Raw genomic sequence first — 26,529 nt, 5'->3', positions numbered from 1 at the left:
AATAATTTTAGAATGGTTGTTAAAAAAGGGAATTCTATCTCTTAAGTTAGGTCTGTTGCCATAATAAGCCTTTGTACGAGGCCTGTTTTACAACAACTATAATATATAATTAATCCCTAACTCTGTTATTCTCATTACTACATTAATATTACGATAATTTATAGTTTTATCAAACGTTTGTTTGATTCCTTTTCAAAAAAGGAATAGACACGATCCCAGAAAATGGGCTTCATGGATGCCCGAAAAAAGCTGAAGTGCCCAATCTTATTAAGATTAACTTCCTTGGGGGCGATATGAAAGCGTTGAACAGTTGCTTTGTTAAATTGTTGATGCAACCAATCCACAGCAGATTTTGGGGCAAACTCTTCATCATCTGAGAAGCTATAAGCATGAATAGGGCAAGTTATTGCTTGGAAATGTGCCTTAGGAAATTCTCCCCTCATATACAAAGGCTGTTTAGCCCATTTGCTCCATTGCAAAGCACTCCCTTTGGGTAAGTTTTCGAACAAACCTAGCCTTTTAGCAGGAAAATAACCAACTACCTTTGCCAGCCCAGGCAATAAAGCATGAAAAAAGAACCACATTCTCAACCGATGTATTCCTGACCAATACTTCCAATAACAACTTTGAGAAGCGACGGTCACAATAGCATCCCAGTTGCCTGCGGAGGCCGATAAGCCTAATAATTGCCCACCAACACTATGGGTAACTGCAAACAAAGGCAAGTTTTTATGCTCTTTTTTTGCATACTCTCCAACTCTTTCTATATCGCTCGCCCACTCTTTTAAATCCGTTGTACAATCTTTAATTGCCCCCTTACTTGAAGCCCCTATTCCATTATAATCAAAGGTATAAGTAGCCAAGCCTTTCGCTGCCATAAATCTTGCAAAATCTTTGTAAAACGACTGTTTTACTCCCATTGCAGGACAGAGTACCAAAACAGCTTTAAGAGGCACATCAGAAGTTGCATAAGCCGTCACTCCTAGACTTTTGCCTGTTTCTGTATGTATTGAATGTGCTACGGTATCAATCATTTTATTGCTTCTTTAGGCGTTCTAAAACCCGAACACATGCTGATTTTAACAAATCCATATCATCGTATAAACGCATCATCATCAAAGCCCCTTCTATCTCCATGACACTTTGTTTGGCTAAAACTAGGGCTTCTTCTTCTGTATGATTTTCTTGATACAAATGCTGAAAAGCAGCAATCCAGTCTGAAAAAAAGGCTTTTAGAAAATTCTTAAACTCCATTTTATTACTGATGCTTTCCAAGGTCATATTACCAAATAAACAGCCTGCTAAATCTTGCGTTATGATGGGTTCTTGTTTCTTAAACAATTTCACAAAACGTTCCTCAGCAGATAAGTCCTTTTCATACGCTATCGAAAATACTTTTTTGGTATAATAACTATGTACCATCTGCAAAGCTGCTTGCATCAACTCCTCCTTGCTTTTAAAATGATAATAAAAGCTCCCTTTTTGCAAGCCACATGCTTCTGCCAAATCACTCATAGACGTCTTGTAATACCCCTGTTTTCGGAATACTTCTATTGATTTTGCAATAATCTCGTCTTTTGTCGTCTTTTGAACTGGCATATTTTATTTCTCTATTTTATTCTTACTCCAATCCTTCTCTTCTAAAAACAGCAAAGTAAAGAAGTTTCAATCATAACAACAGTAAACTTACCAAACGGTTGTTTGAAAACCAAATTTTTTGCCATTTTTCTACCAAACGTTCGTTTGGTATTTTATATACACAATTTGCTTCTGCTTATTTTTTTAATAATTGGTCTCTTTGTTGAATAAAAAAACAATTGCTTATCTCTGAATTTGGTACACGATCAAATCTAAGATAAGCAACTGTCTAAAAAAAAATGAATACAGAAATTTATAACAATTCTACTTAAGTGAAACTCTTGTCATAGCGCACCTAAATCCGATTAGTGTCGTATATTCTCCTTTTGCTCTTTCCGAATAACGATATCCAGGTCCCCTTTTGCCTGTTTCTTGTGCAACATTAGCGCCCTTATAAACCCTTTTTATAGCAGCAATCTCAACAGGATTCAAGCTAGGCTTTTCAACCTTTTTATAGTCAAATTCTCTAATCGCATTTATCTCCCCTTCTTTTACCGTATCTAAGTTTATAACTGGATTAAGATCACTACTTGAAACATCTGGAACCACCTTAGAAATAGGACGATAAGCATCTACCACCCATTCTGAAGCATTATCATTCATATTATAGATTCCATAACGATTAATATCTCCTTCAAAGACATGCTTAGGCAATTGGTATTTATTGTGGTCATAATAAGCAGGAACAGGGTGTTTCTTTGTATGTTTAATCACCTTTTTACGATATTGATTAACAAATGAAATGGCATGTCGAGGTCTTGTAGAAGTAGTCGGGACATGAGTATAGGATTGAATACCTTGTTCCTCTTGATCTGTACTGTTTTGTTTGCCCAATAAAGCCCAAGCCGCAAACTCCCATTCCGCCTCAGTAGGCAGTCGATAAGAAGGTAATATATAATTTTTAACTTTCTTCTGCTGGGGTGTTTCACTTTTATTGGGGTAAAGATCCCTTAAAAAAGAATCTGTAGAAAAGATAAATTTCTTCCGCATTGCTAGTGTCCAATCTCCATTAGCAATAGCAATCTGTTCATTTGTTCTATCGGTTTTCCACTCCAAAAATAACTGAACTTGAATCCAACTAACGCCTACCACAGGATAGTAATCAAATGCTGGAAGATTAAAATAATCCTTGGCTAATTTATCTCCTACGTTTCCACCTATATATCGCTGCCAAATTGTTTGGTCAGGCAGCAAATCATCAAGAGCCGTTTGGGGGCGATATTCTTGAATCCAAGTCAAGAATTCACGGTACTCTAGATTAGTCACTTCTGTAGCACTAATATAAAAACTACTGACAGTAACTCTACGTAAAATATCCTCATCGACTCCTTGCCCCATATTAAATGTGCCACCTTCTATAAATAAAAGCTTATATCCTTCTATTTGCTTTGGAGTTAATTTGCGTTCCAAGTAAGAAGTCTGAATCATTGTTTGAGACAGAGTGGAAAAAGAGCATAAAACTATTAATAAAACAAAGGTATTTTTTAACTGCAACATTCGTTCATTGTATTGTAAACATTAAAATAATATTTATTAATACCTTCTTACTCAAAAAGTAATCAATAATCCTTTTTATCCTCTAAAAACAAGATTTAATTCTTAAGATTCATTACTTAAACTTAAAAGTAGCCATCAAGGGGTAATGGTCGGATAGCTCAAAACACGTGTATTTTTTGGGCAACTTAGCTTGTTCTTCCTTTGGAAACTGATAATCCCTCAATACTTTTACCTCAAGCGGGCTTAAGTGGTGGACGCCGCTGCAAAAAATGTAATCGAGTCGCCATTGACTATTTGCCTCTTTGGCATAGAACCGCTTAATCAAACAATTTTCTTTGGAATAAGTATATCCTGCCTCTTTGGGATGAAGGCTTCTAAAAGCATCCACCAAATGAACGGCTTCAAATGCCTCTTTCATTGCTCGATATTCCTCTGTTTCATATTCCGTCTCAACGTATTCACCAATCACATTAAAATCCCCCATGCAGATGACAGGAATACTGTCGCAAATAGCAGCAATTTTTCTTCGGATTTGCCAAAGATTAGCCGTACGAGCCTCTTTTGTTTGGTAATAATCCTTATCATAATCGGCTTGTAGATGCGTCATAATAAGATGCACAGCCCCCTGATTAGGAACAATAATTCTACAAGATAAAAAGCCTTTTTTGCTCAACTTATCTGCTTTACAAAGATTTGTAAATGGAATAAACTCTTTATTTTCTATTGGATATTTGCTGTATAAAACTAGCCCTGAATACCGTTTATCAATAAATTGATAGCGATACTCCTCCCCTAAGACCTTGGCTAATCGACATTTATTCTTCGTTGCCCATACCTCTGAAAGTCCAATAACATCTGCATTAGAAGCTTTCAGTCGCTCCGCTATTATTTTTAGCCTTTTATTATCGAGATAAAAAGTTTTTCCAAACCATGCGGGGATGGTTCCGCCAAATAAATGCGTATTGTAACAAACAACTTTGAGCGCTTTGGGCTGTTCTTGAGCAGAGATAACGTAAGTCACCAAGAGGAATAAAGCGATTACTAACAAGGAGCGATTTTTCATTAAAATGTAGATTTAGTGTTGAATTTCTATCTTTTTTAAAGGTATTAAAATAGCCACCAAAACAACAATAGGGAGCAAGAAATATTTCTTGCTCCCTACCTTATAAATTTTATTTTAGCCCCTTCCTACCAAAAAGTCAAAGGGCTAATCAACGCCCCATCTTTTTGGCGGCGCTTTTCATTTTCTTGATATTTATCCACATAATAAGGACCAAAAACCCTAGCAGCAGATCGAGTAAAGGTTGCCAAAATACTGGCTTGTATTTCTTCATTTGATTGATTCGGGAAATGAGCCTTTACAGCCTCTTCTGCTCCTTTGTCCTTACTAGAAGGTGTAGGATAATCCAAATCATTTTTCTTATAATCAGAGACAATTTGATCTTCTAAAGCCATAAATGTATTTAAATTAAAACCAGCTTGTTCTCCTTTCATAAAATCTTCCATATTGGTAGATGCCTTGCCATGAATTCCGCTGATGCTCTCTTTTACTTCTTGCTCTTGCTTAGAAGAACGCTCTGTTAGATTGGCAACCCGTTGCCCATACTTAGAGGTTCCAAGGACAGCTCTACCCAAACCATGTTCCTCTGCTTGCTCGTTAAAATGTTGCAATTGATAACCGATGTTCATCAACATGGACTGCATTTTTTGTTGACGACCTAATTTTATAGCTCCCCCTCCTTGCATTCCTTTTACGACATGCAAAGCAGGTCCTCCACTAAAATAAGCCTCATTGGCATACATCAATGCCTTGCCTTGTGCCTCTTTGAAGTCCAATATAAATTGAGCCCGTTCTTGAAACAATTGAGGCACCTCAAGACCAGCCTCTTTAGCCTTTCCTATTTCCTGTTTATTGGCTTCTATTTGTTCTAGTAGAACAGATACTTTTTCCAGCGTTTCCACATACAATAAATCCTTCGCCTGCGCTTCTAAATGCTTAGGGTCAACGGTTGAGTTTTGAGTAGCAGCCAACTGTACTTCTTTTTCTTTAATCCCTTCTTCAACCTTCTTGACATAGCCCTCTGCCAATTTAAAAATTTCGACCATATCTTCCCTTGCCACCTTTATTAATTCTTTTTGGATCGCCGCCGTAGCCCATTCTTTTCCTTCCCAATGGGTGGGTTGGGGTTTTAGCTTTTTAACATTAGCAATCACAGCATTTACCGTTTCACCTTTTAAGGTCTGTATTTCTTTTTTAGTGGTAACATATTGCAGCACCGCAGACAAAGACAAAGCCAGTTCTATCTGTCCTTTTTTGCGCCTAGTCTTATCCAAGATTAATTTTTCGCTGGCAGGCAATTCCGAAACTTTACCAAAAGGATTCAATTTATCCTTATAAGCCTGTGTTCCCTCTTTTGTCGTGGTGGGCATAAAACCAGTGGTATAAACATTGGTATCAAACAACATCCCTGCATTAACTCCAAATCGCTGCACAAAAGTATCGTTAAAATACTTAACGCATAAATATTCATATTGAGGATAGCGATCAATTTGGAAGGTTACATCATAATCAGAGGTTGGAGTTGTACTACCAAAAGCAAAAGCTTTGATTTCTTTTTGGTCAAAGGTATCAACAGTAGGCTTTGCCATTATTTGTTGATAAACCACTTTCTTGGTCTCTTCCAACAGTTGATCCACTACCTTTTTTCGGTAATGCAACAGTTCCTCTAATGCGGCCAATTGAATTGAATAAAAATCTTCTTTAGGATTGGATTGATCCCAATAAGCCAATGCTTCTTTAAACTTGAACCAGTTGTTATCATAATGCTGTAAAATCTCTCTTGGGGAACTAGCAGCCCAGCCCATTTCTTTTTTCCAATATTCAAATAAGCTATGAGTTTCCTGAGCTCTTTCCTGAGCCAATGCTGCCTCTTTTGCGGTTAAGTCCTGAAGTTGTTGTTGTTCTTTAGCGGATAAGTTGCGCTTAGTTTTGAGTTTTTTCAACTCAATAGCAACGACCGCTAACTCCCGTTTGGTCTCTGCAAAGCTATGACCAATCTCAACCGCTTCTTCTTGGCTTAACAAGCCCATATCACTCCCTAGCTGCTCATCATCATAGTCATTATAATCCTCCGAATTATCAATCGAAGTCTCTGCTGCATCCACCTCTTCCAAATCTTCATCGTTTTCCTCTACAAAGGTTCCTTTTATTAGCGTTTCTGATTCCTGAACTTGGTGGAGTAGCTTTTCAAATTTACGTTCAATTTCTTCAATTAAACCATATTCTTTTTGATGCTTATTTTTTATGTTTTCAGGAAGCTGCTTATACCCTTCATACCAGCTTCCAATTTGTTCTAACATTTTTAAAATATTAATGCTTGCTGCTTCTGGTTTAACCGCTACAATTGCAAGTATTTTCCCATAAGCACGCTCCAATTTCAGGTAGGTTTTCATGGATTTATTCTTGTCCAATTCTTCTATAACCGTATCGACATCGGAATCTTTTTCGTAGAGCCTTTCATTTGGTTGTTCTCCATTAACAATACAAAATCCCTTTGCTTGGGGCATCAAAAATTTATTAATTTTTCGGGTCAACATTTTAGGTCTAGCCTTTCCCTTTTTTAGGGTAAATGCTAATGTCTCCCCTTCTTTTCCTGCGAGTAGTTCACAGGTTCCGATAACAGCATCTCGTTGCTTTCTCTTAATTCCTTCATTGCCTAGCATAAATTTTTTCCATTCTCCCTCTGGCTTTCCAAAAACAACAATAGGCAATTTTTTTTCAGGCTTATCAGGATAAACAAAATCGTGAATAATGAAACAGTTGGTTGGCTTTTTGCTTTTTCTTAATCGATTGAGTTCTTTCTTAAAAAAAGCTTTGAACGCAATAAAACCAATTGACTCTTTAGTTTGAGGCAACAACTGATTAAGCAACATTTTTATTCGCATGAATTTTCATTTTGTTAACATTAAGTAGCCAGCAGCTACCTAATAGGACGATTAAATATCTTTTTGAGTTAAGGGGAAGTGCCCACATGATAAGCAAAAAAGTTGCCAATTATTAGAATAAAATAAAAAATCAACTTTTTAGTTAAAACAAAAAAATGGTATAAATATCTATTCTAATCCCCTAGCTTTTCAAAAAGTTCTCCTCCTAGGAAGGAACCAATCCTTCAAAAACAAGCTTAATTTACACGACATCAATTACGAACTCAATCAACTGCATTATGAAGTATCTTTTAGTGTTTTTATTCCCCTTATTCTTTTTCAAAATAAGTACAGCTCAATCGCCATTAGAATTCGTTAAAAAATATGGCAGCAATTTTCCCACCTATACAGAGCTTTCTATTGCGGTGATTAATGGAGAACAAATTACCTTTTATGGCTTTATCAAAAAAGAAACGGGTTTTGAACCCAAAGAAAACAAAAACTCTATTTTTGAAATTGGTTCTATTACCAAAGTTTTTACGTCAACTCTGTTGGCAGACCAAGTCGTTAAAGGTAAAATCAAATTAGAACAAACGATCAAAAAATCACTCCCCTTTAAGTTAAAAGGCAGACCCAAAATAACGTTCAAAACACTGGCTAACCACACTGCTGGTTTGCCTCGCCTTCCCGACAATCTATTCGCCATGATGGCAAACAATCCCGATAACCCATACAAAGGTTATAATGCTCAAAAATTAAAAGAATATTGTGCCAAAGAACTTACACTAAGTTCAGCCATCGGGGAGCAGTATGCTTACTCGAACTTGGGTGCAGGTTTATTGGGTTATGCTTTATGCCAAAAAACGAAGCAGTCTTACGAAGATTTATTGCAAACAATCGTATTTGAGCCGCTCCAAATGAACCATTCTACAACACTCAGAGATTCTGTCAAAGGTACGTTCATCAAAGGACTTGATCCGACTGGTTCTGTTACTAGTAATTGGGATTTAGAAGTTTTAGCTCCTGCTGGCAATATTCTTTCGTCTGTACGTGATTTGTCTAAATTTGTACGAGCCAATTTTGAAATAAAAAACAAAGTTTTTGCCTTGCAACAAACCAAAACTCATACGATTGGAGAAAAGATGGATATTGCATTGGGTTGGCATATCATCCACGCTAAAAGTGGGGCAAACTACCATTGGCACAATGGGGGCACTGGAGGCTATACCTCCTCTATGATAATGGATGTTCCCAATCAAAAAGGGATTGTCATTCTATCCAATGTATCTGCTTTTCATTCTCAGACGGGCAATATAGATCGTTTAGCTTTTGAATGGATGAAAAAGATCGCTGATGTTTCCCCAAAAGAAAAAACTAGTAGATAAAGGTCTACTAGTTAAAAGGGCGGTTTTATGGTTTAGCATGCCTGCCTACTCTTATAACGCAGGGATAGGTCTTTTCGCTGTTCCCCAAAAACTGGATAGCAGTTCCTTAATTAAATTTATTGGAATCATCTGCGGAGCAAGAGGCACAAGCAAATTGCAAAATAATCATTTTAAACGTGCATAATTTCCTAAAATCTTATGTACCTTGCTCCCTAAAAATTAAAACGGTTATGAAGATTAAGGCGCTTATATTCCTATTATTGTTCATTGGACAATTTGCACACAGCCAGGAAATGGATAGCATTGTTGTTACTCCTGAGTTGCTATCTAAGGCAAAAGAATTTGAACTCCCTCAATACGATACTTCACGACAGAGTAAATACATTATTTATCTGCCCATGAACTATTCTAAATTCTTATTTACAGAAGAGGACAAAGCCTTATTTCATACCTTGCGAGATACGCTAATAGAACGAATTGACTTGGTTTATACTGTTTTTAGAAGAAGTAAGACTTTTGATCAAGTCAAACTCAATAAAGAGCGTTATGAGATGTTCCAAAAATTCTTTCCACAAGCCTTTAACAACAACTTAATTGACTGGAATTTGATGGCGCAAAACGGAACCATGGATTATGGTGAAGCGCAAACTTATTTTCATGGTTTTGTGATTTATCTCAAACCTCATCGAGTAACGACCAAAAATGGAATTACGATTGGAACAGCCATGGATTTACGGGTGGATGAGCCAGAAACTCGAACATTGGAAACCAATGAGGAAGTAGCTAAAATCAAAACCTTGCTCAATAAATCAACAGCGACCAAAATTGTTTTAGATACGACTTATACCAAAAAGAAAAAACGATTTTGGACAGGAATGTACTTGGCTAAAAATAAAAACAAACGCAAAAAAGGCAAAAAATTTAAAACCAAAGGTCCTAAACGCCCTAAAGAATACCGAACCAAGTATGAAGAAATCATGACCGTTACAGAGCGTGAAGTTCCCGATTTAGATGCCGCTCCTGAACCTGAAAAAGTTATCGCTGAAATCACTTCAGACTCTGTGGTTTATGCTGTTATGAATCGAACATTAGGAAGGTGGGAAGATCATGTTGTGGTACAAGACGTAACAGGCAGTATGCATCCTTATCTTACTCAAACTTTACTTTTCTTAAAGGGGCATATACAAAAAAACACAACCGAAAAGTTTGTCTTTTTTAACGATGGAGACGACCAGCCTGATGGTCCTTTGGGTTACTCTGGTGGTTGCTATTATACCAGTGCCGACAATGTAAAAGAAATCGAGGAAATGGCTTTTGAAGCTATGCGAAATGGACAAGGGGGCAAAGCCTCTGAAAACGACATTGAGGCTATTCTTTATGGGATAAAAAAATTCCCTAATTGCAAAGGGGTGGTTCTAATTGCTGACAATTTTTCTAGAGTTAGAGATTTCCGCTTGATTCCTAGATTAATGAAATTGGGCAAACCTGTACGGGTAGTTGTTTGTGGCATTGCCAAAGGGGATGTGGTTAATCTAGATTATATTTATTTGGCTCGTTATACCAAAGGCTCTATTCACACTATTGACGATGATATTACAGACTTAGCCAACAAAGAAGATGGCGAAGCATTCAAAGTGGGTTCTCAATATTTTAAAATAGAAAAGAATGCGATTAAGCTTATTCATCAAAGTAAATCTAAGCACTATAAACGTTTTTAATCCATTCTTCTAAAAATTAACGCTTGTAACTAGCCTTAAAAATCATAAATATGCTCTACCTTAATCTTGTTTTGGGTTAAGGTATTGAGTGTATTGCAAAGTTGTGGTACAGGCGTTACAAAAACAATGCGCTGTTCATTTTCTTTAGAGGTGATGGGCTGTCGAAATAGCACTTGACAATGCTCTAATGCAAAATCAAAATCATTTTCAGCTAAAACACTTACCAAAATAGCGCTGCGATTTCCTGCAATTTCGGTTACTTGAATCCCTTGTTTTGCCAAAGTGGTTATAGCTGGAACAAATGCCGCATAACGAGGCAAACTAACAATTGCCGAACCATTTGGCAACTGCTCTATGAGTTGAGTATTGGCATCTAAATTTTGAGGCAGTTGATCCGTCACCACAACGGTTGTTAGCAACTCCTCCCCAAAAACAGATTCTGACCCCATTTTCATCAATTTGCCATAAGCTGCTTTGAACAAAAATTCAGATGTTAGAACATATTTTCGTTCCCACTTCCGAAAAAAGTTGGCTCCAAACCAAGCAGTGCTTGTCCATAAACGTTGAAGTTGGTTCCAATAATCAAAATTAAACCAAGGTTCTTTTCGAATAAAATCAACATAATCCTGCATGTATTTTGCATTAAATTGATCTTCTTCTGTGAGGGGTACTCCTGTATCTGTCATTCGTCCAATAACTTTCTCATACCAAGCTTTCATTAAGTATTCGGTCGATGTACTCCATCCAATTACCATCACCATGGTTTGATACTCACTATTTAACTTAAAATTGCCTTCCATCTGCTCTGATAGAATACGGTAACTGTCCCAAAACTGTTCGTGATGGGTTACATAAGATAAAGTTGTGGCTGTGTGATGCTTGAAATAATCGGCTTGCTCAGCAGGACTATGCACTAAATACCATTCGGGATATACCCAAAATGTATTGTCTGCGGCTCTCTTATTTGGAGCAGGTACAATTGATTTTTCAGTACTTTTTAACCATGCTTTATCAATAAGCAAGCCTTCCCCTTCTGGGTAGGTAGATGGCATACGTTGTTCTTTGGCATAGTGAATACAGCCTGCAATCAACGCTAATACAACAATAAATAGTCTTAATCGATTCATGGCTATTCTTTTATCAATGAGACCAATGTATTATCAGAAGGGTCCTTGTGTTGCAAGATTCTCTTACCCGCATCTCTAAATCCTACGCTACTTATAAAGCTACACCACTCTTCTATAGATTTAAAATTTCTGAACTCGGCTTGGTCAAACTCCCAACTTTCATTCAGCCCTAAATTAAATACAGTATGCACCAAAGAACAGAAGGTTGCCATTTGCTCGTTTCCAGCATCGTGATCTCTAAGTATAAATTTTCCTCCTTTGCGTAAAACTCTATGAATCGATTGGACAAAAGGCACTAGTTGATCGATTGGACAATGATGCAAGCCAATAAAACAGGTCACCACATCAATACTTTCGTTGGCAACAACAGCAGGATCAATTGGTTTATAGTCTAAAGGAATGTATTTTCCTAATTTTCTAATTTGTCCCCGCTCTAGCATAGACGGAATCGAGTAATCTGGCTCACTATCATGAATAATGTAACAATCCCCTTTTAGGTTTATATGCTTCCTTAAATCCGAAACATAACGTGCAGGGGCTCCGATTTCTATATAACCATCAATTGTTTTTTGCCCATCCAATAATTCCAAGGTTTGCCTTGACATTTCTTGTTTTTGCTTCTTGAGCGCAGGCAATCCATACCGCAAATCTGCCAAAAATGGCTTAATACTAGGCAAACGACTTTGTACCCATTTGTAAATAGCTTGGTCAGATGTCTCTTCCTTACAAGCCTCTACAATTAGATGGTGAAATTTTTCTTCTGGATAAAGATTGTATACCACTTGCAAAAAATGAAAAAAGGCATCTCTTTGTTTTGTATCTGAAAACACTTGTTGAAATTCACTATTGGTTGGCATTGTTGGTTCTTTTTTAGGCTGATAATAATGATCCCAAATGACATTTCTAAATCTAAAATCAGGATCTAATTGAGTTTTTAAAGCAAATAATTGAGGCGCATTGGGATAAGCTTTTAAGAATTGTTCCTTGGTTGCATGGGCTTGATAGGGCAAATAATAAGTTCCTCCTACTGCAATAACCGCATCTACTAATTCTCGGTTCCAAACAGCTACCCCTCCTTTTGCAGCAGGGCTTGTTCCTTGTTTGTAATAGACAACAAAAGCAAACACCTCTTCTCTCGCCCAAGCCAAATAGGCTCCTGTATCAGGAATAGCATGTCGGATAGAAATATTGATTACATTTACGTTATGCCGCAAAAAGATTTCATTCATGGTTACTGAAAAGGCATCAAATTTTGCCACAGGAACAAAGTATTCTAACAATACGTAGGTTTTATTCTTTCTTGATTTGGGCTCCAACTCTGCCACATCGTAACCTGCCTCATAATTTCTCCAATGAATTCGTTTATTTCTATAAAACAAGGGCTCAATAATGTGTTCCCTTCGCCACTTTCCAAAGGGCGACTCTGAAGTCATCCAAAAAAAATAACGCTCCAAAGGATAAGAAGCCTTTAAAGGCATCAATCGATGTTTTACATTGGGCTGTTCGTCTGTTTTGACCCAAGTAACGGCATTAATTTTCTGGATAGATGGCAAATACATATCTGCATTGTGAAAAACCGCCTCTTGATTAAAACGTATCTGTTTATCAAAAAATGCCCAGTATTCACTACGATCCATCTTTTGGTGAATTCGTTTGACTGGAATATTATCTGCCAGAGAAAATTCAACCTGCACCAATACTCCCAATCCTCCATAACCACCAACAATTCCAAAAAATAAATCGGCTTGCTCCGTTCTACTAGCATGTACCAAGCGACCATCTGCCAAAACAACATCAACCGATAAAATGGATAAAATAATAGGCCCTAAGCCCATGTATCGACCATGTACATTTACACTTACAGAACCTCCTACCGTAAAATTGGCATAGGTTTGCATAATCATAACACTCAAATCATGGGCATCTACATAAGCTTGCAAATCGCACCAACGTGCTCCACTCTGTATTGTTATCGTCTTATGTTCTTTAGAAAAAGCAACAACTTGATTGAGTTGTCGCATATCCAAATGAGTACTTTGGGTACTTGCGGTTTGTCCTCCCATACTAAAACGCCCCCCTCCGATAGAAATCGTTCCCGTTGTTTGCTGGATAATCTGTTGAACTTCTTGTATTGTTTTGGGAACTTTTACTTGGGCAACAATAATAGGATTTAAGGTGGTTACATCATTGATGATGCGCTCCTTTGTCTTTAGATGATGGATTTCCTTTTCATCGGTCACCTGTAAATAATCATCGGCAAACCTTGGATTATTTCCATACGAATTGGTCGCTACGGTTCCTTTTCTAAATCCCAGTTGGTATACTAACCAAAGCGGCCCTACAATTGGTACGACAATCCACCCAATCGCATAAGCAGATTTTCCAACATCGTGCAGCCGTTTACTAGCCGTTGCCAGTAACGTCCAAAACAGAAAAGGGTATAAAACAATAGTGGCTGCTGTCCCAAACACATATTCAATAAGATTGTACAACACATAAAATGCAAGCCAAATAAATAGCGTAGCATGCCAATAGGTCAATCTATTGATTCGCCCCCAGTAAGTAAACATCAAGTAACTAACGGGCAATTTTTGTTGGATTTTTTTTGGTTTCATTAAGGGCTTTTATTAATTAGTAGTTTGAGAAAGCACTCTATTTTTCAGTGTTCTAAAATAAAAGGTGAATGATTAACTATAGGAATAACCTCATTTTAACACTAAACATTACTCCGCTAAAAACCGCATTAAATGGAATTAGGCTTTTGCAAACCAAAACACTAAAACATGGATTATCAACTAAATACAAAGCGCTTTTTATATTTTTTGTTAAAACCTCTAACAACCTAACTTGCTAGCTCAGGAGTGCAACTAACTAACAAAGCAACGCCGTTAAATAAGCGGAGTATTAACTAAAAATAAAGCTAACAAAAAGAAAGCATTTATGGAACATTCATTGATTAAAAATAACATATGTGCCCTCTTAATCGTTCTATTTTAATTCCTAAATTAAAAAAAATACTACTTTTATGTTTCACAAAAAATTAGCACAAGCACCAGAATTTGTAGCAGGCGATCATACCAAACTACGAGAGCTTATGCACCCTCTACAGGATCATTTAAAGATCGGTTATAGCCTAGCACATGCCAAAGTAGAGGTTGGAAAAGCCTCTTTACCCCATCGACTCAAAAGTTCAGAAACCTACTATATTTTGGAGGGAAAAGGCGAAATGTATATTGATGATACCTCATTGGAGGTGGGTAAAGATGATGTTTTTTTAGTGCCTGCCAATGCGTCCCAATATATCAAAAATACAGGCGATATAGATTTGGTATTTTTGTGCATTGTAGAACCTTATTGGCAAGAAGATGAAGAAGATATTTTTTAGCTTACAGCAAACACTACAATGTTTTCCATAAAACATAAAAGGAGTGCCATTCGTTTCAAAGAACGGCACTCTCAACAAATGGGGGAATCTATATGCCCTAACAAATCACTAATTAATTGGTCCTCCATTTAATAAGTTATGATGTAACACGTTTAATGTTTGTGTATTTTTTTAGTTCCAAAACTAGTTTTTAAGAAATATACTCCTGCACTTAAATGAGAAAAGTCTATGACAACGCTATTTTTTCTTTGATCTAAAAACAATAAGGGAATTTCTTTTCCTGTCATCGTCCACAAGCTCCAATTTTGGGGCGTTAATACAGCATTTTCAACCGTAAGCGTAGTTAATACAGGCTGGGGATAAAGCAACAATTTTGAGCCATTTTCTTGTTCTAGATTTATCGCTTTGATTGCAGAATAATAAATGTCCTCATTATGGCTTACTAATTTTAATCGATAATAAGAAATACCCAAGAAGGGATCCTGATCTAATGCGTTGTAATGCTCAAGGTCTGTTACCAATTGAGTATTTATAGGTGTCCAATCTATTCCATTTGGAGAATGCTCTACTGTAAACAACTGAATTGTATGCTCATTTTTTATCGTCCAATTTAGTCGAACTGCTTGTTTTTGAGTCGTTACAACATCAAAATTCAATAGAAAATTTAATGGCAACAGGGTTGTAGGCGGGCAGTTAGGATTGGTATTCGTAGCAATATTAGCCCAACTGTTGATGGTTGTCATGCTGGTATTGGTAAGCAACCTAAAGTGTAAATTGGCAATGCCATCGTCTAAACCTGTATTAAAAACAAAGGGTGGCCCACCAAAAGGTCCTGTTGATGTGCTATGGAATGGTAAGCCTAATTCTGTACTAATAATAACCGTTCCATCTGTCGCTGTTGGGTAGGCAGGAAACAGAGCAAGCGTCGTATGCGTGCAGGCATCAAAAAAAGTGAAATTATCAAAAAAATCAGAAGTATAGACCTTGCTTTCTGCTGGAACATTGAGCAAAGTAGCATAACTACCCGATGATAAGACAGAAGTTTGTTGAGACAAGCCTCCTGGTCCTGAACTGGGGTGAATTCTAGGCATATTAGGAGATCCCATTCCCCCATTATTAAAGAATGGTCCATAACTTAAGCTTGTTCCGTAAATGGAGTTAATGGTCGTAATTGCATTGGCATTTACAGGAGGAGTAACAGAACTAGATATATAGTTATCGATACTTTCAGCAATCCAGACCACATGACCGCCATCGCTAATAAAATCTTCTAGAACTTGGCGTTGTGTGTTGGTTAGAAAAACAGGAGACGCTGTACTATAATTATAATATTCTACAATATAAGCAACTTGGTAATTAGCAGTGGTGAGCGTAGCATCAACAACACTTGATGTAATGTTCACACTAGAGAAGCCTATATTGGTATAAGTTGTATTAATTGCCGTAGCATCAGGAAACCCTGAAAAACTACTATGAATAAAAATATTAACCGTTTGAGCATTTAGAGACAACGTAAGGAATAAAAAACAACATGTAAAATAATAAGATGCCATAGCTTTTCTATTGTAGGGGATAAGAAATTTATGAGAAGCTAAAACTAGAGCAATCCAACTTATTTTGCAAGCCTTTTTTAAGGCAGAATTAATAAAAACAACTTTCTTTTTGAAAAAAAGAACACTACAAAAATCATACACAACAAACTAATAAACAACAAATTAACATCAAAACTAAAAAAATATTAATTATCTTCTGGAAAAAAGCGTTACATACCCCTCCAAGCATTGGGCTAACCCCAATTACTTCTTTAAAAATAGGTATCAAGTGGCTTATTTTCGATTTTACTTCTCAGCCATTTTTTATAATGAAAAAATTGAAAAGGTATACTTTCTCTAGAATCAGGGCTAATATTTTCCCATTCTGAAGAGAAAAAATAGAGTGTATTTTTATTGGTCAAATCCCTATTCGCAATGCCCAACTTTAAATACTTAAGCAAAGATTCATAGAGTTTATATTGCACCTTGGCTTTTCGAATTTGCCGATAAAAAGAGATGAGTGCAGATTCTAAATTGGAGTACCAACCTAATTCATAGTAACAGATAAGAACTAATAATTTTGCCGCCGAATAGGTAACAGAGGTTTTGTCAAAAATTTTAAACGCTCCTACTTTATACAAGTGCTCCAATGCTTTTTCATAGTCTCCCAATTCCATATAAGCTCTTCCCAAATACAAATAAAGGTACTCACTTTGCAAAGGAGTAAGGTTTTGACACAAATACAGTCCTTTTTCTACCTCCAATAGCCAAGCTCTATTTTTTTCAAACGCTCCGATATGAGAATAAAATTCTAACTTTCTAGTATATAAACAGACCATAACCCGCTCCAAACTTAAGGGGTATTGTTGGATATATTCCTCCAAAACTAAAAGCTGTTCTTCGCATTCTTCTATTGCCCCCACCCGAATACAACACATTAAATAGTTGTTGGTAAAAATAATTTTATTGTAGGGGCTATACAGATGAGGGTGCTCCTTCATAAAAGCAATCCGCTGTTGAAACTCTTCGTACTTTTTTCTAAAATTATACTGCAATCCCCAGATATAGATTCTAGCATTGTAAAAAAGCTCTATAGCTCTATCTGATTTTGCTTCACTAATATTGTCAATTAGAGGAGAAGCGATCAATTGATTAAATTCTGCTTCTTTTTGAGGAGTATCGATATAACCATTTGTACGAATCCAATCCTGAAGTTGATACATATACAAGCGATACTGGTCATAGTTAAGAAGCTGCCCTATTTTCTTGTTTTGGTCGTCAATAATCGCTTTCATTATATTTAGATCTGATAAAATATCTCTATGCCCCCTTAACGCTACCCTTATATTGTTTAAACTCATTAAATCTTCAAATAGATTATATCGTTCTGCGATTTTCACCGCTTTGGCATGTAATTTTTGAGCTTCTAGATAAATACCTTTATCAACCAATATATAAATCTGCTTAATTAATGTCTTAACAGCATAAAACCCTTCATCATTTTCGTGAAAAGCAGTAAGCGATTTGATCAAAATATTCATCAAGTATCGCTTTTCTACCGACAAATAAGGGAATTTCTTTTTTAGCTGTTCTTCATCAATTGCTTTGTTCTTCTTTAATTGCTTTTCGATTAGTTTAAACAAGGTCAGATAGTGCTTATTTTTTTTATTGTTGGCAATTTGAGCAAAACGGTTAAAAAAAATTTTTTCTTGTTTTGTCATTCCCTCAATAAGCATATAAAGACTATCCTTTTTCATAAATGAATCCTAATAGTTATGCTCCAGCAAGGATTGTTTGAGAATAAATCCTTTTTCTGCTTTGATGTGCCAAGGTTTGAGAATACAAGAAGCAATATCACTATTCCCCGTACAAGTTCCAGGAGGGCGGCATTGGGTATCTAGTATTCTCATTTCTTTGTATACCATTCCTATATGCTTGGCATAAACTTCTACTGAAAAACGGCGCTCAATATTATTCGTTTTGTCCACTTGCATAATTTTAACAGCATCAGGGTAAACAATATTAGCCAAGGTATCAATAAACGTTTTTCCTACATCTTGGCAAACAAAATCATCCCAATCTTTGAACATATCAATAGCTCCACCACGAATAGGCACTAAAGTATCTCTACGAATGTATACAATGCCATCCCAATGGCGATCTTCTTGTACAGGAAAAACCATCTTAATCATTCGTTGGTTATCTTCCACTCGCTGCAACTGGTTGTCCTCGATTTTTTCTGTCCAGATGTGTTGTAATGCCCAAGCCTCTGTGCTATCTTTTCGATAATAACGTTGAATGCTGTGAAAAACATCTCCTTCCCCATCAGTTCCTTTTGGTCCTGTGATTTCTTTTATCTGATAACTGTTGGTTTGAACTGTACAATTATATTCATCGTATACAATAGAATCTATTTGATAAATCTTGTACTTGCCCTCTTCTACGGGGTAATATTCAAATGTAATCGGGTTTAAAGTATCAATCACTCGTTCACAAGCAAAGAAAAAAACGAGTATTAATGATAATGTTACAACTTGAAATAAAGAACGTGAATTATTACGCATTATATATGTATTAATTTTAACTTAAATGGTACTTTACCAATCCCCTTAATGTTTTTCCTGTATCAAATTAATCAACTAATTGTCAAAGTGGTAATCACCCTTTCAAAATTAACGAAACTCAGACAATAAAACGCAGTTTTTTACAAAAAATAATGCTTTCAAAAAAAATGGATTGCTTAATATGATGTTGTTTTAAGTTAATCTGCCAACAACTAGTCAACTCAACTCCTCTTTCTCCTACCTGTTTCAAAACATTCTTCAAAAGTCCATTTTAAAAGTATAGAAATACAGCTAACAAATTATCAAACACAGCTTAACCCACTAAAAACAAGCCACTTGGACGGTTCTTTAACATTAGATAATTTTCTTTTAATTAAAATATCCTATTGATACGAGAAAAAAAGCGTATTTTTGTGCGCATTTCAGATAAAATCTATACTCATGCCGTAATATTTCATACATTTTAATCTTTTTCAAGAGATATTCATACATATCTTTTAGATATAAATGGAATGCAAAACATACATTACATCTTTATTATCACATTTAATACTAAGAAGATTGGCTTTAATAAAATCTATATCAGGAACAAGAGGTACCATTGGAGGTAATACAGGCGATAATTTTACTGCGCAAGACATTGTAGAAAGTACTGCTGCTTATGCCCAATGGGTCTTAAAAACCACCCAAAATCCATTAGTTGTAGTAGGTCGAGATGCAAGGGTTTCTGGCAATATTGTCAACCAACTAGTATCTGGCACTTTGCGTATGATGGGGATTAATGTAATGGATTTGGGATTATCGACAACTCCAACCGTAGAAATCGCCGTTTCTATTGAAGGTGCTGGCGGAGGAATCATCCTAACAGCTAGCCACAACCCCAAACAATGGAATGCGCTTAAGTTTTTGAATAGTGCTGGTGAGTTTATTTCGGCAGAGGATGGACAAGAAATTTTAGATTTTGCGGCTTCTGGAGAAATTGAGTACGCTACAATTGATAAACTAGGCAGTTACGAAAAAGCGGTTGGGTACATCCAAAAACATATTGATATTATCTTTGACCTCGAATTGGTCAATACAGAGCAAGTCGTTGAAAAACAGTATAAAGTTGTCGTAGATTGCATCAATTCTACAGGAACGTTATCAATTATCCCTCTTTTGGAGCAAATGGGTTGCGAGGTAATCGCCATCAATGATGAAATGCATGGACGTTTTGCTCATAATCCAGAGCCACTCCCCCAAAATCTTGTTGGTTTGGCTAGAGAGGTGCTATTCCACAAAGCTGATTTGGGAATAGCAGTTGATCCAGATGTTGACCGTTTAGCCTTTGTAACGGAAGAAGGAGAAATGTTTGGAGAAGAATATACTTTGGTTGCCATTGCTGATTATATCCTTAGACACCAAAAAGGAAACACGGTTTCTAATTTATCATCTACGCAAGCACTCAATGAAGTAACCCTCAAACATGGTGGTGTTTATACCGCTTCGGCTGTTGGTGAAGTGAATGTGGTAACGACAATGAAAGCGACGAATGCAATCATTGGAGGAGAAGGCAATGGAGGTATTATTTATCCAGAATTGCACTATGGAAGGGATGCGCTTGTTGGTGTTGCCTTGTTCTTATCTTTTATGGCCGAATCAGGAAAACCTGTTTCTCATATCAGAAGACAATATCCTAACTATACTATTATTAAGGATAAAATACAGCTTACTCCTGAGATCAATATCATAGAATTATTAGACAAACTCCAAGAAAAATATCAACAATACCCACAAAATACAATTGATGGTCTAAAAATATACCTCAATGAAAACTGGGTGCATCTGCGTCGTTCCAACACAGAACCTATTATTAGAATTTATACAGAAAGTCAATCTATTACAACCGCAGAAACCTTAGCCAACAAGATTAAAATGGACATGAGCGCAATCTTAAAAGGAGACATCTAACATTGGTTAGGAGAAGCATCAAAAAGTATTAATCCCAAATGAGCTATAAAATGGAATTAGAAGTGTTCAAAGCCACTTAAGTTAGCTTCTTTATTCAAAATACAAATGGGTTCTTTACAGGATTAAGTATAAGATAGTACTAATTTGATTTGCCAATGTTGAAAGTTTCTTGTAAGATCACCTAGCTAATTTTAGGGTTTTTATCGGTTAGTTAATTGGGTGTTTTGAAAATAAAATGGATCATTTCTAAAGCATCCGATGATTACATTTTCAAATTGACAGAAAATTTATGTTATGTTGTACTTAGTAATACTCCGTTGATTAGTTCCCTGTGGTCATGAGCGCTGCGCTTAGTTATTCCCTACGGTCATGAGATAGTTTTTTAGTTCGCTATGCTCATGAGAATAGTTAATAAAAAAGCAGTGCCTTCGCTTTTACCTACGGTGCTACTGCGTGGTATAGCTTTGGCTACAAGCATGCCCAGTTCACTGGATTCATGCATCACAATGATTATCAGTGTTTTAACACTTTAAATCGTAAAAATATATGATGCTAATAATCAATGCGGTGCGATTTTTCAACGGAGTAATGACTTAGCATTTTTATAATTATTTAGTTTCATTGAACCTATAGTTTTGTAGATTTTCTTTCATAATCATTTATATCATGCGTATTTATTTAGACAATGCAGCTACCACGCCTTTGTGTGATGATGTGCTTGAAGCAATGCTTCCTTATCTTAAAAATAATTATGGTAATCCATCTTCTACGCATCAAGAAGGTAGAACTGCCCGTGCAGGAATAGAACGTGCTCGCAAAATTGTTGCACAATCTATCAATGCTTCTAATTCTGAAATCTTCTTTACTTCAGGAGGAACAGAAGCCAATAATACTGCTATTAAATGTTCTGTTCGTGATTTGGGAGTTACACGTATTATTTCTAGCTCTATTGAGCACTCTTGTGTTTTTAATACCGTTAATCGAATGCGGGAAGAAAACATAGAAATAGAACTGGTACAACTGGATGAGAATGGCCGTGCAGACCTTAAAGATTTGGAGCGTTTGCTTCAAAAGAATGATAAAAAGACATTGGTTTCTTTAATGCATGCCAATAACGAAGTTGGCACGCTCAATCCTCTTGATGAAATAGCCGACCTGTGCACCCAATATGGCGCTTTTTTCCACACAGATACCGTACAATCAATTGGCCATATTCCCATTGATGTATCTAAAACCAACATTAGCTTTTTGTCTGGTTCTGGTCACAAGCTGCATGGTCCTAAAGGAGTTGGCTTTTTATATGTCAACAAAAAAAATAGCATTGATGCTTATATTGACGGAGGAGGACAAGAACGTAAAGTGCGCTCTGGGACAGAAAATGTAGCCAGTATCATTGGTTTAGGAAAAGCATTAGAACAGGCTGTTAAATATATAGAAGAACGAAAAACGCAAATAGAACTCGTTCGCAGTTATTTCATAAGCGAGCTACAAGCTAATTTTCCAGCTATAAAAATTAATGGTGATTATGCTGGTGCTTATTTATTTACGGTATTAAATGTTTCTTTCAAAACGGATACTCCTGTAAATATGCTCTTGTTCAAATTAGATCTAAAAGGAATTAGTGCCTCTGGTGGTTCTGCCTGCAACTCTGGTGCCGTTACCGTTTCTAGAGTCTTGGCTACCTTGGGGGTACCTGAAGGCTATCATGCTGTTCGCTTCTCTTTTTCTCATTTTAATACCAAAGCAGAAGTGGATTATACCATTGCTCAATTGAAAGAAATTATCTAAATAAGATAGATTTCATTTCTTTTCATAAGGACTTGTTTCTAAATTTTGTACATTAGAAACAAGTCTTTTTTTTTGAAGTTGTTTGCGATCCAACAACAAACAAGCGAGGATTCGCTAATCCTATTCTAAAACAACTTCTTCATCAAAAATTTTCAATCAATGAAACCTTTTATTCATCTTGTTATAACCTTAGCTATTTTTTCTTTTGTTGCTTGTACTGGTAATACCAACGATACAGTAGACAATAATCCTACTGACTCAACAACCACAACAGTTGATAGCCCACAACTAGAAAACATTCCCAATACGCCACCTAGTATAACGGGAACTTATATTTTTGGAGATCAGGAAAGTGCCAAAGGTGGTGGTTATCTAGCCATAGAACAACAGGAGAATGACTCCTTAAAATTTGAGTTAGACCTCAACAATGGTGCTCCTAATTATCATTCGGGGTCTGCTACAGGCATGATGGCACTAAAAGATAACGTTGCCATATTTACAACAACTGAATTTTCGGAAGAAGATCCTTGTAAAATAACCTTTACCTTTCAACACAATACCATTACAATTTCTCAAGAGAAAGGCAGTGAATTTTCTTGTGGCTTTGGACAAGGCGTTGTCGCTCGTGGTGTTTATACCAAACAAAAAGAGGAAGCTGTTTTTAAATATGAGGGAGGCTTTTAACTATCCTCTATTATAAATTGTTTCTTCATTTCGCTGTGCTAACTTTGCGAGGCTTTTAGCGTTGAAAATTTAAGTACAGACCAACCTTAAATAGTAGATTATTGTGTTGCACTTTTAGCGATTAGATCCTCTAATAGCTTAATCGGATCTAATCGCTAACATCTTCTAAAATCGGAATATAGATGCTAAGCATAAATACCTTTTTATATTGCTACTTTTGGGATTAAAAAAATAAATTGATCCATTCTATCGCTCAGATTGTCAGTCCTTTTCTCTTTATAGGGGCGCTTATGCTCCTTAATTATCTCTCCAAACGCTCCAATACCGCTAGGGATTAGCACTATTATTGTATATAGAATCTTTGGTTCTACCATTACAAAAAATGCCAGCTCACCTAAAATTAAATTACTAAGCGATATTTCTAACTTTATCATATCATTAGAAAGCTTATTTTTTGGTCTTGTTGTAGGCAATTTGCGTATTTTTTTGTAAAATTGTATGTTTAACTTGGGTAAAATCCTAGCTTTTATTATACCTCATATCCATATAGATCAAAAATGTACCTATACAAGTACCCCTAAGATCAAAATGTATTAGGTTATTATTACTAAAAACACAAAACTATGAAGAAGCCTAGTCTATCAATAGTGCTTTTCTTGATATTCGGACTGAGCTTAAATGCTCAAACACCTTTGGACAAAGGTGATGCTGCTTATGGAGCTCGAAATTTTAAAGATGCTGCATTTCATTACGGTCGTGCCATTATGGACAACCCTGGCAACACAAATTTGCAAATGAAGTTGGCCAACTGTTATCGTTATTTGAATAAAATGAACGAAGCAGAGAAAAGATATGCTTTGGTTTGTAAAAACCCGAATACCTCTCCAATCAATTTTTTCAATTATGGTACTGTTCTTCAAGCCAATAAAAAATACGATAAGGCAATAGAATGGTTTGGTAAATATGCGATAGAAAATAAGGCTCGTGCCGAAAAAGCACAAGCAGCTTGCCGCTTTGCCAAAACACAACGCAGTCTTCAATCGGCTTTTGTTGTCACCAAAGAAACGGGTGTTAGCCACGTTGCTTATGATGATTATGCTCCTGTTTTGCACAAAGGAAAACTATTGTTTACCTCTGCTCGAAAAATTAAAATTGGAAGTGGGGTTTCTTCTACAACAGATAATTATGTCTATCAAGCGACTAGAGGAGCGACAGGGCAATTGTCTGGTTTAAAGATTGTAAAAAATGCCATTGAAATTGCTCCTCAAAATAACTTAACGCCTTTTGCCGTTACGCTAGATGAGAAAACGGCGGTAACCACCTTCAATCAATTTGACAATGGAGTAAGGCATTTGTATGAGTCTGCTTTTATTAATATCGGAATGGAGCTTACCTCGCCCAAACATGGCATGAAAGAGTTGGCTTATATTCCCGCAGGTGATGCTTTCCCTCAAATCGGTGAAGAGCATTCGGCTTCTTTTCCTTGTTTTGCCAACAATGGAAAAACCATTTATTTTGCAGCTTATAATCTACCTGGCGGTTATGGAGGGTTTGATATTTGGGTCATTCACCAACAAGGGCAAGGTTGGTCAAGACCTCAAAACTTGGGTCCCAATGTAAATACTTCTGGCGATGAGGTGAGTCCTAGTATTGCGAATAATGGTCATCTGTTTTTTGCTTCTGACCACCACAAAGGTTTTGGAGGATTTGATATTTTTAGATCTAAAAAAATCGGCAATGTTTGGAAAGATGTCCGAAACTTGGGCAATCAAGTAAACTCTTCTTTTGACGATTTGTACTTTGTTTTTGATGCCGTTACCCGCATCGGTTACTTTTCTTCTAATAGAGATGGCTTTTATAACATTTACAATGCTTTGATGAAGGGTTCAGAAACCTTAATGCCATTGGTTAATGAGCAGGAACAAACCATTGTTGTTGTAGATCCTAATAAGACCAATACAACCACTACCACCACTGACAAAGTAGACAAGATAGGGGGCACCAAACCCAATACTTCATCTACACTTACAGGAACAAGTGGGTCAGTAACTCAAACCAATACAGGAGGATACAAACCAACAGCCAATAAAACAACAGAGCCTCCTATTGATGGTTACAATAATACAACTACGAATACCAACACGAACATCAATACCAATACACCAACAATCGGTAACAAACCCACGATTAGTCCTACAGGCAATGGAAATACAATTCCCTGCGCTATGAACTTTTATATTGGTGCCGTCATCGATCAAGAAACTAAACGCCCGCTAAAAGGAGCTACTGTTTATATCAAAAACCGCAAAACAGGACTTGAAAATAAAATAAAAGATCCGACCAATCATTATGGTGAATATTCTGTCATTTTGGATCCTTTACACGATTATACCATTGCCATTTCAAAATCTGGATTCAAAAATCTAGTTTTTGATGTAAATACAGGAAATGGAGGCAAAAAAACGCTATTAGGTACTCGTTCTATGATTGCTTCCCCTATGTTGCAACGAGATAAATACGGCAGTATTATCAATTCAGAAACAGCACTTACTACGAACAACAAACCAACGGAAGATGAATTAGTTAATCCTATAAAATCTACTGGAAAAACATTTTCGTACGAATCCAACGGTATTAAAATGCCTAAAACAGGGTATTTAATCCAAGCACTAGTTGCAACGAACCTAACCGCTGCAGAGCGCCTAGAATTGAGCAAATACGGTAACATTATCACCGAAGCAAGAGGCAATAAAAAAGCGTTTAGAGTAGGAATTTTTGCGGATCAAGCGCATCTAGAAAAAGCATTGACAGCTATTAAGGCAACCTACAGAGATGCCTTTAAGGTTCCTGTAGAGCTAGATAATAACCATTTGGGAGGGCGCATTGCCTTGAGCTCTCAAGTAATTTATCCACTTCCTGAACAGAAACCACTGCCTGTGTTGGATGAAACTCCTATCCAAGAAACACCTTTGGCAGTAGAGCAACCTCCTGTTATCAAAGAAAAAGAATTAAATTCTTGGACCAATGAGACTTTGCCTGAAGGGGTAACTCCTAGAGGCACTGCAGATTTATCGAAACCAACAGTAGCCTTCAAGGTACAACTTGGTGCATTTAAAGACGCTAACAATACATCATTTAAAAATATTAGCCATTTAGGAATGATTGAAAAAGAGAAAAAATCAAATGGCTTAACTTATTTTTATATCTCTAGTTTTAATACCTTAGATGAAGCACGTGTTGCAAGAACGAAAGCAAAAGAAGGTGGTGTACCTGCTCCTTTTATTGTTGCCTTCAAAAATGGTGTTCGAGTGAAAATTAGTGATGTTGTCAATTAATC

The 26,529-nt window shown here is 36.5% G+C and carries 18 protein-coding genes; 7 read left to right on the top strand and 11 right to left on the bottom strand.

All coding sequences use genetic code 11. The annotated features are described in order from the left end of the window. Positions 1 to 158: 158 nt before the first annotated feature. The 5 genes from AsAng_RS03190 to AsAng_RS03170 form a co-directional block, all read right to left on the bottom strand. The gene (locus tag AsAng_RS03190) at positions 159 to 1,034 is read right to left on the bottom strand and encodes an alpha/beta hydrolase family protein (RefSeq protein ID WP_264791337.1); all 876 of its coding nucleotides are present in this window, start codon (positions 1,032 to 1,034) and stop codon (positions 159 to 161) included. A 1-nt stretch (position 1,035) separates the two neighbouring features. Beyond that, the gene (locus tag AsAng_RS03185) at positions 1,036 to 1,599 is read right to left on the bottom strand and encodes a TetR/AcrR family transcriptional regulator (protein WP_264791336.1); all 564 of its coding nucleotides are present in this window, start codon (positions 1,597 to 1,599) and stop codon (positions 1,036 to 1,038) included. 303 nt (positions 1,600 to 1,902) lie between these two features. After that, a complete protein-coding gene (locus AsAng_RS03180; protein WP_264791335.1) occupies positions 1,903 to 3,066 on the bottom strand; it encodes a formylglycine-generating enzyme family protein in 1,164 nt (387 codons plus the stop codon). 181 nt (positions 3,067 to 3,247) lie between these two features. After that, on the bottom strand, positions 3,248 to 4,198 hold the full coding sequence (locus tag AsAng_RS03175) for an endonuclease/exonuclease/phosphatase family protein (RefSeq protein ID WP_264791334.1): 951 nt from the start codon (positions 4,196 to 4,198) through the stop codon (positions 3,248 to 3,250). Positions 4,199 to 4,323: 125 nt separating this feature from the next. Beyond that, on the bottom strand, positions 4,324 to 7,080 hold the full coding sequence (locus AsAng_RS03170) for a hypothetical protein (protein ID WP_264791333.1): 2,757 nt from the start codon (positions 7,078 to 7,080) through the stop codon (positions 4,324 to 4,326). 278 nt (positions 7,081 to 7,358) lie between these two features. On the opposite strand from AsAng_RS03170, the gene AsAng_RS03165 reads away from it, so the two are divergent. Then, positions 7,359 to 8,444, top strand: coding sequence for a serine hydrolase domain-containing protein (locus AsAng_RS03165; RefSeq protein ID WP_264791332.1), 1,086 nt, complete (start codon positions 7,359 to 7,361; stop codon positions 8,442 to 8,444). A 230-nt stretch (positions 8,445 to 8,674) separates the two neighbouring features. Beyond that, entirely contained in the window at positions 8,675 to 10,162 is a 1,488-nt protein-coding gene (locus AsAng_RS03160) for a hypothetical protein (RefSeq protein ID WP_264791331.1), read from the top strand. Positions 10,163 to 10,197: 35 nt separating this feature from the next. On the opposite strand, the gene AsAng_RS03155 is transcribed toward AsAng_RS03160, so the two are convergent. Further along, on the bottom strand, positions 10,198 to 11,289 hold the full coding sequence (locus tag AsAng_RS03155) for a hypothetical protein (protein ID WP_264791330.1): 1,092 nt from the start codon (positions 11,287 to 11,289) through the stop codon (positions 10,198 to 10,200). Between the two features lie 2 nt (positions 11,290 to 11,291). Further along, a complete protein-coding gene (locus AsAng_RS03150) occupies positions 11,292 to 13,904 on the bottom strand; it encodes an FAD-binding protein (protein WP_264791329.1) in 2,613 nt (870 codons plus the stop codon). A 410-nt stretch (positions 13,905 to 14,314) separates the two neighbouring features. On the opposite strand from AsAng_RS03150, the gene AsAng_RS03145 reads away from it, so the two are divergent. After that, positions 14,315 to 14,674, top strand: coding sequence for a cupin domain-containing protein (locus AsAng_RS03145; RefSeq protein ID WP_264791328.1), 360 nt, complete (start codon positions 14,315 to 14,317; stop codon positions 14,672 to 14,674). A gap of 152 nt (positions 14,675 to 14,826) precedes the next feature. On the opposite strand, the gene AsAng_RS03140 is transcribed toward AsAng_RS03145, so the two are convergent. The 3 genes from AsAng_RS03140 to AsAng_RS03130 form a co-directional block, all read right to left on the bottom strand. Beyond that, complete coding sequence (locus tag AsAng_RS03140; RefSeq protein ID WP_264791327.1) at positions 14,827 to 16,227, bottom strand: T9SS type A sorting domain-containing protein; 1,401 nt, start codon at positions 16,225 to 16,227, stop codon at positions 14,827 to 14,829. 251 nt (positions 16,228 to 16,478) lie between these two features. Continuing rightward, positions 16,479 to 17,963, bottom strand: coding sequence for a hypothetical protein (locus AsAng_RS03135; protein ID WP_264791326.1), 1,485 nt, complete (start codon positions 17,961 to 17,963; stop codon positions 16,479 to 16,481). 9 nt (positions 17,964 to 17,972) lie between these two features. Then, on the bottom strand, positions 17,973 to 18,770 hold the full coding sequence (locus tag AsAng_RS03130) for a hypothetical protein (RefSeq protein WP_264791325.1): 798 nt from the start codon (positions 18,768 to 18,770) through the stop codon (positions 17,973 to 17,975). A 561-nt stretch (positions 18,771 to 19,331) separates the two neighbouring features. Here AsAng_RS03130 and glmM point away from each other — a divergent pair. The 3 genes from glmM to AsAng_RS03115 all read left to right on the top strand — a co-directional run bounded on the left by glmM (position 19,332) and on the right by AsAng_RS03115 (position 23,192). After that, complete coding sequence (gene glmM / locus AsAng_RS03125; RefSeq protein ID WP_264791324.1) at positions 19,332 to 20,720, top strand: phosphoglucosamine mutase; 1,389 nt, start codon at positions 19,332 to 19,334, stop codon at positions 20,718 to 20,720. Positions 20,721 to 21,386: 666 nt separating this feature from the next. After that, positions 21,387 to 22,508, top strand: a complete 1,122-nt coding sequence (locus AsAng_RS03120) for a cysteine desulfurase family protein (protein WP_264791323.1) — start codon at positions 21,387 to 21,389, stop codon at positions 22,506 to 22,508. Between the two features lie 159 nt (positions 22,509 to 22,667). Beyond that, positions 22,668 to 23,192, top strand: coding sequence for a hypothetical protein (locus AsAng_RS03115; RefSeq protein WP_264791322.1), 525 nt, complete (start codon positions 22,668 to 22,670; stop codon positions 23,190 to 23,192). A gap of 203 nt (positions 23,193 to 23,395) precedes the next feature. Here AsAng_RS03115 and AsAng_RS03110 read toward each other — a convergent pair whose 3' ends face one another. After that, positions 23,396 to 23,665, bottom strand: coding sequence for a hypothetical protein (locus AsAng_RS03110; protein WP_264791321.1), 270 nt, complete (start codon positions 23,663 to 23,665; stop codon positions 23,396 to 23,398). A 150-nt stretch (positions 23,666 to 23,815) separates the two neighbouring features. On the opposite strand from AsAng_RS03110, the gene AsAng_RS03105 reads away from it, so the two are divergent. Then, the gene (locus AsAng_RS03105; RefSeq protein ID WP_264791320.1) at positions 23,816 to 26,527 is read left to right on the top strand and encodes a carboxypeptidase-like regulatory domain-containing protein; all 2,712 of its coding nucleotides are present in this window, start codon (positions 23,816 to 23,818) and stop codon (positions 26,525 to 26,527) included. Positions 26,528 to 26,529: the final 2 nt, after the last annotated feature.

Origin of the sequence: Aureispira anguillae (genome assembly GCF_026000115.1) — a bacterium.
In the GTDB taxonomy this organism is placed as follows: Bacteria; Bacteroidota; Bacteroidia; order Chitinophagales; family Saprospiraceae; genus Aureispira; species Aureispira anguillae.
The sequence above is the reverse complement of the archived record's forward strand: the minus strand, read 5'-3'. Positions and strand labels throughout refer to the sequence as shown.